Origin of the sequence: Geitlerinema sp. PCC 9228 (assembly GCF_001870905.1) — a bacterium.
GTDB lineage: Bacteria > Cyanobacteriota > Cyanobacteriia > Cyanobacteriales > PCC-9228 > PCC-9228.
The window spans coordinates 1-8,278 of sequence record NZ_LNDC01000027.1 but is presented as its reverse complement, the minus strand read 5'-3'; the positions used below and the strand labels follow the sequence as shown (position 1 = coordinate 8,278).

The 8,278-nt window shown below is 49.4% G+C and carries 7 protein-coding genes; 6 read left to right on the top strand and 1 reads right to left on the bottom strand.

Features of this window, described 5'->3' with window-relative positions; translation table 11 throughout:
• The first annotated feature begins 285 nt into the window (after nt 1-285).
• The gene (locus AS151_RS02025; protein WP_139240447.1) at nt 286-507 is read left to right on the top strand and encodes a hypothetical protein; all 222 of its coding nucleotides are present in this window, start codon (nt 286-288) and stop codon (nt 505-507) included.
• Here the strand turns inward: AS151_RS02025 and AS151_RS02020 are convergent.
• Entirely contained in the window at nt 504-2,783 is a 2,280-nt protein-coding gene (locus tag AS151_RS02020) for a bifunctional (p)ppGpp synthetase/guanosine-3',5'-bis(diphosphate) 3'-pyrophosphohydrolase (protein ID WP_071515403.1), read from the bottom strand. The genes AS151_RS02025 and AS151_RS02020 overlap by 4 nt on opposite strands.
• 374 nt (nt 2,784-3,157) lie before the next feature.
• On the opposite strand from AS151_RS02020, the gene patD reads away from it, so the two are divergent.
• The 5 genes from patD to AS151_RS01995 all read left to right on the top strand — a co-directional run bounded on the left by patD (nt 3,158) and on the right by AS151_RS01995 (nt 7,596).
• Nucleotides 3,158-3,577, top strand: coding sequence for a heterocyst frequency control protein PatD (patD, locus tag AS151_RS02015; RefSeq protein WP_084639341.1), 420 nt, complete (start codon nt 3,158-3,160; stop codon nt 3,575-3,577).
• Nucleotides 3,574-4,215: a zf-TFIIB domain-containing protein gene (locus AS151_RS02010; RefSeq protein ID WP_084639340.1), complete on the top strand. Its 642-nt coding sequence runs from the start codon at nt 3,574-3,576 to the stop codon at nt 4,213-4,215. Before patD ends, AS151_RS02010 begins: the two co-directional genes overlap by 4 nt.
• 40 nt (nt 4,216-4,255) lie before the next feature.
• Nucleotides 4,256-5,920, top strand: a complete 1,665-nt coding sequence (locus AS151_RS02005) for an ABC transporter ATP-binding protein (RefSeq protein WP_071515402.1) — start codon at nt 4,256-4,258, stop codon at nt 5,918-5,920.
• A 912-nt stretch (nt 5,921-6,832) separates the two neighbouring features.
• Nucleotides 6,833-7,357: a DUF4330 domain-containing protein gene (locus tag AS151_RS02000; protein ID WP_071515401.1), complete on the top strand. Its 525-nt coding sequence runs from the start codon at nt 6,833-6,835 to the stop codon at nt 7,355-7,357.
• 8 nt (nt 7,358-7,365) lie between these two features.
• Nucleotides 7,366-7,596, top strand: a complete 231-nt coding sequence (locus AS151_RS01995; RefSeq protein WP_071515400.1) for a hypothetical protein — start codon at nt 7,366-7,368, stop codon at nt 7,594-7,596.
• The last annotated feature ends 682 nt before the right edge of the window (nt 7,597-8,278 follow it).

Genomic DNA, 8,278 nt, shown 5'->3' with positions numbered 1-8,278 from the left:
TGACGGCGGCTAAAGCCGCACGGGTCGCTTTTCATCCCTGCTTTAAAAAGTCAGGGCTTTCAAGCTCCCGATTCATGCTGGTAACCTAACTGGCTGAACTACAACAGCCTCTATCCCGTTATCCGGGAATGCCTTGCGCAAAATGCGATCGCACCAAATCCGAGATGGAAAAAACCACAATTTTTTGTCGGGGCCACCCCCGCTGTGGGTCCCTTTTGTAGGGGAAGGTACGGGGGCGCTCCCCCTATGCGTCGGCAGGCTCAGCACAAGCATTTTTGTGGGTTTATGTACATCGGATTTCGTATTCCCCTCCATTCGGTGTTTCAGGTTTTAGTTCCCCAGCAAGTGCCTGGGAGACCCGCGGAGATTCTCGATTCCAAATCTACCTGGGAAGACCCGGCAGCGTACGACTGCCAGGCAGCGGATTGGGTACGACGATTGGCGGCACCTTTCCAACGCTACGAGGATGTGGATGGGGATATTCGTTCTGCCGGTCCGCGGGTCTAGTCTTCTTGGGAGTTGCCCAGGCGGCGTAGGTGAATGACGTCGCTCATTTGTCGGATTTGGTTGAAGATGCGATCGAGTTGCTGTCGGTTGCGAATGTCAATGCACAGGTCGATGGCGGCGGGTTTACAAGGATAGGTTTTTACTTCGGCTTTGCGAACGTTGACGTTGTTATCCGACAGTCGGGAAAGGATGTCTTTGAGGACGCCTACCCGGTCCATAACTTCGATTTGAATGTTGATGGGATAGGTAGGCGCTTTGGCAACTTCTACTTGGTTTTGGTTCCAATTTACGGGAATCAAGCGATCGCCGTCTACCTGTTCCAGATTGTGACATCCCTGCCGGTGAATGGAAATGCCACGGTTGCCCTGGGTCACCACGCCGATAATCGGTTCTCCGGGAACGGGGTTGCAACATCCGGCCAGGCGATACACCATGCCTTCAATGCCGGTAATGGGAGATTTGCCTGTGGAAGCGGGTGGTGCTGGTGGTGCAGCATTCATTTCCCGAACCGCTACTTCTTCTTCTAAGCTGGTAGCTTCCTGTTGTTCTTCTTCTTTTTGACGGGATTTGGCGGCATCCCGCAGGCGGTTGACCACTTGCACCAGGGTAACTTCGCCGTATCCCAAAGCTGCTAGCAAATCTTCGGTGGTTTGGTAGTTGCAGGCTTGGGCGGCTTCTTTCATGGGTTCGGATTTTAATAGGGCTTCGAAGCCGTTTTTGCCCACTTCTTTTTCTAACATGCTGCGACCCCGGGCAATGTTTTCTTCCCGGTGCGATCGCTTGTACCACTGGCGGATGCGGTTGCGGGCGCTGGCGGTGACGGCGTAGTTCAGCCAGTCGAGGCTGGGGTGGCTGTTTTTCTGGGTGATAATCTCGACAATATCGCCGTTCTGCAATTCCGTATCTAAGGTCACCATGCGATCGTTTACCTTGGCACCAGCACAGTGGTTGCCTACTTCTGTATGGATGCGGTAAGCAAAATCGATGGGGGTGGCACCTCGCGTCAGTGCTACCACATCGCCTTGGGGCGTAAATACGTAAACTTCATCTTCAAATAAATTATCTTTGATGCTGTCTAAGTATTCCTGAGCGTCTTTCAGGTCGTTTTGCCATTCCAGTAACTGCCGCAGCCAGCTAAATTTCTCGTCTTCCGGACTGATGCAGTGGCTGCCACCTCCTTCTTTGTATTTCCAGTGGGCGGCGATCCCGTATTCTGCAACGTGGTGCATTTGCAGGGTGCGAATTTGCACTTCTAAAGGTTTGCCGGAGTGACCGATGACGGCGGTATGCAAAGATTGGTAGTGGTTGGGTTTGGGCAGACCAATGTAATCTTTGAAACGACCGGGAATGGGTCGGTAGGCGTCGTGAACCACGGCTAAAGCACGATAGCATTCTGGTTTGGTTTCTACTAACACCCGCAGGGCTGCCACGTCGTAGATTTCGTGGAAGGCTTTGTCTTGCCGCTGCATTTTTTGGTAGATGCTGTAGAGATGTTTGGGACGGCCGCTGACGTCCAAACATTGAATGCCGGCTTCTTCCAAGCGTTCTCGCAGGATTTGTGCGGCGGTACTCAATCTTTGTTCGCGGTCGGCTCTTCTTTCGGCGACCAATTCTTGAATGTGACGGTAGGCTTCCGGTTCTAGATATTTAAACGACAAATCTTCTAGTTCCCATTTAAACCGACCGATGCCCAACCGGTTGGCGAGGGGAGCAAAAATTTCTCGGGTTTCTAGGGCAATGCGGCGGCGTTTTTCGTCGGGAAGGTGCTCTAGGGTCCGCATGTTGTGCAGTCTGTCGGCCAGTTTGACTACCACCACGCGCACGTCTTTGGCCATGGCGACGAACATGCGGCGGAAGTTTTCGGCTTGGCGTTCGGTTTTGCTGGAAAAGTTAAATTTGGAAAGTTTGGTGACTCCTTCTACGAGTTGTCTGACTTCGGGACCAAATCGTTCTTCGAGTTCTTCGGGGGTGACTTCTGTGTCTTCTACGATATCGTGCAGAAAGCCGGCGGCAATGGTGGTGCCGGTCCCTCCCAAATCCCGCAGTAGGCTGGCTACGGCGATGGGATGGTTGATGTAGGGTTCCCCGGAGGCACGACATTGCCCTTCGTGCAGGTTGTGGGCAAAGGTAAACGAGCGGGCGATTAAATCGCGATCGCTTTCGCTCAAACCTTCTGATAAGTTGGCAGCAGAATGGCCGTCGTTTGACAAACAGCTTTGTAACCAATCGGGAATTTGAACTTGAATGGGACAGGTGGTTGTTGTTGCCATATCCATTGCTTTACTCTCTTAGAAATTTCGCTTCACAATCGAAAAGTTTTATACAGAAATCTTAATAGGGAAATATTGATAGAATTTACCCAATCTTATTGTATAAAACGATACAGAAAAATAGCAAAAAGTTGCATTTGTGCCGGTTTCAGGCTGCGATCGCTGCTTTCCAACTCAAAAATACACCAACCATTTTTTTGAGAACTAGAAAAGGCAAGAGTTGGGCGCATTTTTTATTCTAAAAGAATTTTTGACAGCGCCGAAAAATCCTTTGCTGCCGATCGAGAAAGGGTCTCCCCACACAGCGGCGAAGCCGTCTGCCGGCGCAACGACGACGCCAACCCTTGTTTTTCCCCGCTAGCAACCGCTAAGATCTGAATTTGTATCCCCATCAAGCGATCGCGTCTTTTATGCTACCAGCGACCCACCGTCCTTACTACGAACAGCTCAAAGCCAACTTGGAACAACTGCTGCAAGATATTGAAGCCACTGCCGAGTCAACTTCCGCATCGATCCCCCTAGCGCCTCAAGTGCAGCAAGTGCAACAATACTTTCAACAGCAGATCATGACTTTGCCCACAGAAGAAGTGGACGCGGCGGCGGTCTCGCGGGTGCAATCGGTGCAGACGGAGCTACATCGCTATTTGCGGCTGCTGGGAACGGAAGTCAATTTTTTAGCAGTTTCCCGCAACCCTAGCACAACCGAGAAGACCTTGGCAAACTTGCGCGATCGCGTGCAAAAACTCATCGCTGGATGCGATACTCTCTTGGGAACCGACACCAACAACCAACCATCATGACTGACCGCACGTACGAAAACCACCTAGAAACCACCGGCGATCGCCGCTACACCAGCAATTCCCAACTCCATTGTCCCAAACATCGGGATTTTCTGCTGGAAAAAAGTGCGATCGCTGACAATTTGCCCACCTACGCCTGCCCTCACTGTCACGGACATTGGGTCAGCAGTGACGATTACGAACGCTGGCAGCAAGAAAAGGGGTGGAAATCTCCATCGCCAGATACCGTAGTAGAAAATATGGATTTAGAATTTGAAAGTCCCAGCCACGATAAAAAAGCGGGATTGTGCCCCGACTGCCAACGCTATCTATCCCGCGCCAAAATCCCCATCAAAAAGCCCTTTTTTGTAGAACGTTGCCCCTCATGCAACGGCATTTGGTTGGATGCTGGCGAGTGGAATGCACTGACCCAACTTGGCTTGGTATCAGGATTGGAAAAAATCTTCTCCAGCGAATGGCAAACCAACTTGCGCGAAAAACAGCAAGCCGAAAAAGAACGGGATGCCACCATAAAAAAACTGGGTCCCGAACTGGCCGAAAAACTATTTGAAATTGCCGATTTGCTGGAAAACCATCCCGAAGGTGAATTTGGCGTTGCCTATTTGATGCGTCGGTTTGACAAACAACACCAGCAGTAAGCTGATTTTTCCCTACTTAACTCGTTCTAGGACTTTTGCCATGACGCTCAATCCTTTGCTTGGCGTTGAAAATCTACGCATTGCCTATCCATCCCCAAACCACGAACCACCGTCGGCATTTGCTGTGGATGGGGTGTCTTTTCAACTGCAACCTGGGGAACGATTGGGGTTGGTGGGGGAGTCGGGAAGCGGTAAATCCACCATTGGCAAGGCGGCGATGGGGTTGCTACCTGGGAAAACCTATGTCGAAGGGGATATTCAATTCCAGCAACGCTCTATCTGGCAAATGTCTCCCCAGCAGTGGCGGCGGTTTCGCGGGGAAGCCATTTCTTTGGTATTTCAAGACCCCATGACCCGTCTCGATCCGTTGATGACCATTGGAGAACACTGCGTGGAGACGTTGCTGGCACACCAACCCCAGCTTTCCCGCCGACAGGCCAAAGAAAAAGCGATCGCCACGTTAGAAGCAGTAAACATTGACGCCAACCGCTGGTCGCAATATCCCCACGAATTTAGCGGCGGCATGCGCCAACGAGTGGCCATTGCCTTAGCATTGCTCCTCGATCCCAAAACCATTGTGGCTGACGAACCCACTACCAGTTTGGATGTTACTGTATCGGCGCAAATTTTAGAAGAACTCACTCGTTTGTGCCAACAATGGGATGTGGCTTTGCTGTTGATTTCCCACGATTTGGCCATGGTGGGGACTTACTGCGATCGCATTGGCGTCATGCACCGCGGTCGTTTGGTAGAATTGGATCGAGCTGAAAATGTTTTGTACCATCCCCAACATCCCTACACGCGATCGCTCTTACAAGCGGCTTTGCACCTGCACGGAACCGCGGAAGATGCTGCCTCCCCAACCACCAACCCCATCGATGCCACCGCTATGCCGTTGCTGCGGGTAGAAAATCTGGTTACCCACTACACCCTAGAACCCAGTTTTTTGGAACGGTTGTTTTTACGCAAAAGCGAAACCATTAAAGCGGTAGATGGCATTAGTTTTGACTTATATCCGGGAGAAATTTTGGGATTGGTCGGCGAATCCGGCTGCGGGAAAAGCACCCTTTCCCGTACCATTTTGCAGTTGGTATCCGCAAACAGCGGTCGCGTATTTCTCGCCGGCCAAGAACTCACCAAACTCTCCAAACCGCAATTGCGTTCCGTTCGTCGCCACATGCAAATGATTTTTCAGGACCCTTTGGCTTGTTTGAATCCTTTTATGCGGGTGGGAGATGCCATTGCCGATCCCCTAAAAATTCACAAACTAGTCACCCCCGAAGAAATTCCTCAGCGCGTGTGCGAGATGCTGGAACGGGTGGGATTGACCCCTACGGAAGACTTTTGGCGGCGCTATCCCCGGGAACTTTCTGGCGGCCAGCAGCAGCGGGTGGCGATTGCCAGAGCCTTAATTACCCGACCCCGGTTGTTGCTTTGCGACGAACCGGTAAGCATGTTGGATGCCAGCGTACAAAGTCAGGTTTTGGAATTGATGCTACAACTAAAAGAGGAGTTCTCCCTAACTTATTTGTTTGTTACCCACGACCTGGCGGTGGCCAAATTTCTCTGCGATCGTATTGCGGTGATGAATGCCGGGCAAATTGTGGAAGAAGGTCCTACCCACGACATTTTCCATCATCCCCAACATCCTTACACCCAAAAGCTTCTCGCGTCAGCACCATTGCTAGCTGCCAGCGAGGCATAAAAGAACAGTTAGGGGTCAAAGGGAGAGTCACCCCTCCCAACTCCCATTCAAAACCAGACTTGAAATTTTCCCTTCATCCGGCTACTAGCGGATGTTACCATTGTCATTGGCATCATAGTACTCTTAAAGTGTTATCTCTAATTCCCCCTTGACAGGATTTTTTGAAGTTCGCCCCTATATCTGTTGTTCCTACGTCTTTAAACTCGCTATCGGCGTTAAAGAGTTAATCTCCACCAAATCTCAGACACCCGCCGGAGTACATCAGCATATCTTCTTATTACCAGAAAGCGTTGCCTTCTTAACCCCATCCGATTCCCAATGACCTTGTACTGATATTTGCCACTTCTACATGGGGTAAAGAATCATTGAGATGATTTCATGCCGAGGGATTTGTTTATTTAAATTGAGATTTTACCTCCCCCTAAGGTACTTTTACTTTCGGGATTCTTTAATAGGTAAAATACATATTTTCCTATTTTTTCCCTGTGTTTTTTTTGAACGCAGTGTGTCAATCAGTTTTCACTACTTAAAATTTTTTGAGGGTCCAAGATGTCTCGACCGATTCGAGAATAGTCCCTCAGTTGTCAAGAGAGGTTGTCTCCCTTGCCCCTCACACGCTTTTTGTGATTAACCTTTAACTTTCGAGGGAACGATTCGCACGTGTATGTATTTTATACCAGCGAAATCCTATTTTCGCGCAGGTTGGATGTTTGAGCGAAGAAACTTCAAAAAGAATCTTCCCCAAAGTATCTATTTATCTCCTTCCATTATAACGAAATTTCCCTGAAAGTCAAAATAAATATAGATCTTCACCTCTGTTTCCGAAAATTAACCCTCTTCTCTACCCTTTGCCATCAAAATATGCGATGATAGCTATTTGGAAACGCTTTTGCGGGGGAAATCCTCAAAGCCATGAAGCTCATCGATAAGCAAGGTCGGCTGTTTGGCAAAATTAGCATCCTGGATATCGGTGCGATTTTGGTTATTTTGTTGGTGATTGGGGGAATTTTCTTTTTCCCAGGTAATTCCGGTTCGGTGGCACAAGTGGGAGTGACCACCAAACCCGTGGAACTGGATATTTTGGTGCGGGGGTTGAGCGTTCGCGATCCCCAAATGGTGATCCAAGATATGGAGGATACCCAGAAAACCAAAATTGTCATTCGCAACCAACCCTACGGCGAAATCGATATACGCGACATCCAACAACTGGAACGGAGGGTGGCGGTTCCCCAGCCAGATGGTTCCGTGAAGGCTTTACCCGATCCGACGAACGAGTTTAGTACCAATATGCTAATTACGGTGGCGGGGGAAGCAAACATCACCGATAGCGGACCGGTTTTAGGAAATAGTAAATTAAAAATTGGTACGCCAGTGGAGTTAGAAGGGAAAACCTATAATTTCCACGCCAGTGTGGTTGATGTGCGTTTGTCAGAATAGGCGAAACGATGTCACCGACGGAAAATTCTCCAGAAAAAGGTCCGGAAGATTCCCAGCAATTGACGCCAGCGGAATTAAGATTGTGGCGGGAGAAAATTGCTGTTGCCAACCGCAATAATATTTTTTGCCACTGCCGCCAGTGTGGATACGAGTGGGTCGGTTCCGATCGCGATCGCTGCTTTCAATGCAACAGCGACGATGTGGAACGAATTGCTTGCTGGCAATTTCCTGATGGGTGAAAACCTATGCCAATTCTGGGAAAGTTTTGGGAAAAATTTTTGACTTTGTGCCGCTCGCTGGCTATAACAAGGACAACACCCAAACCTACTCTGGACAAAGGGAATTCCTCTTTATTTGTCGATCCTATTTGGAGATACCTCAAGCAATTTGCTTTTCGGCATGGCTCCCGCAATCACCAGTATGAGGAAATATTCGTCTTCGGATTGGGTGTTGTCGGTGGGAATGAAAATAGACAGATGGTAAATTGAATCAGCGCTTATACCTCTTTAGAAAATGAACAGTTTGTCGTTTTTGCATGCGCTTTCTTTATCTGCCAAGGAAGCTTTTCAACTTCCTTATTTTTAGTGTAGCACCCTGGCCGGCAATGACAAGGGGAAAACAAGAAACTTTACGGAAGTCAAAGTATGTTAGCAAAGATGTAAAGAATCGGTAATAAAACAACGGTCATGGCAGAACTTGCCGGTTGAGTAGGTTACGAAATCAAGACGGGAGCTTGAAAGCTCTGCCTCTTTCCCAGCCGGGAGGAAAAGCAACCCGTGCGGCTTTAGCCGCCGTCAAAATCAAGTTCATGTACTAGAATCTAGAAAAGCAGGCAAAATTTGTCACTGACCCCGCGCTAAAGCGACGGGGCTTGGGAACAGCCAGGTTCCCGTAGTAGTGGCTAGACCAAGAGCCGATAGT

Bases quoted from the DNA above. Each gene is read 5' to 3' on its own strand.
- AS151_RS02025 (WP_139240447.1), top strand. From the start codon at position 286: ATGTACATCGGATTTCGTATTCCCCTCCATTCGGTGTTTCAGGTTTTA.
- AS151_RS02020 (WP_071515403.1), bottom strand. From the start codon at position 2,783: ATGGATATGGCAACAACAACCACCTGTCCCATTCAAGTTCAAATTCCC.
- AS151_RS02010 (WP_084639340.1), top strand. From the start codon at position 3,574: ATGACTGACCGCACGTACGAAAACCACCTAGAAACCACCGGCGATCGC.
- AS151_RS02005 (WP_071515402.1), top strand. From the start codon at position 4,256: ATGACGCTCAATCCTTTGCTTGGCGTTGAAAATCTACGCATTGCCTAT.
- AS151_RS02000 (WP_071515401.1), top strand. From the start codon at position 6,833: ATGAAGCTCATCGATAAGCAAGGTCGGCTGTTTGGCAAAATTAGCATC.
- AS151_RS01995 (WP_071515400.1), top strand. From the start codon at position 7,366: ATGTCACCGACGGAAAATTCTCCAGAAAAAGGTCCGGAAGATTCCCAG.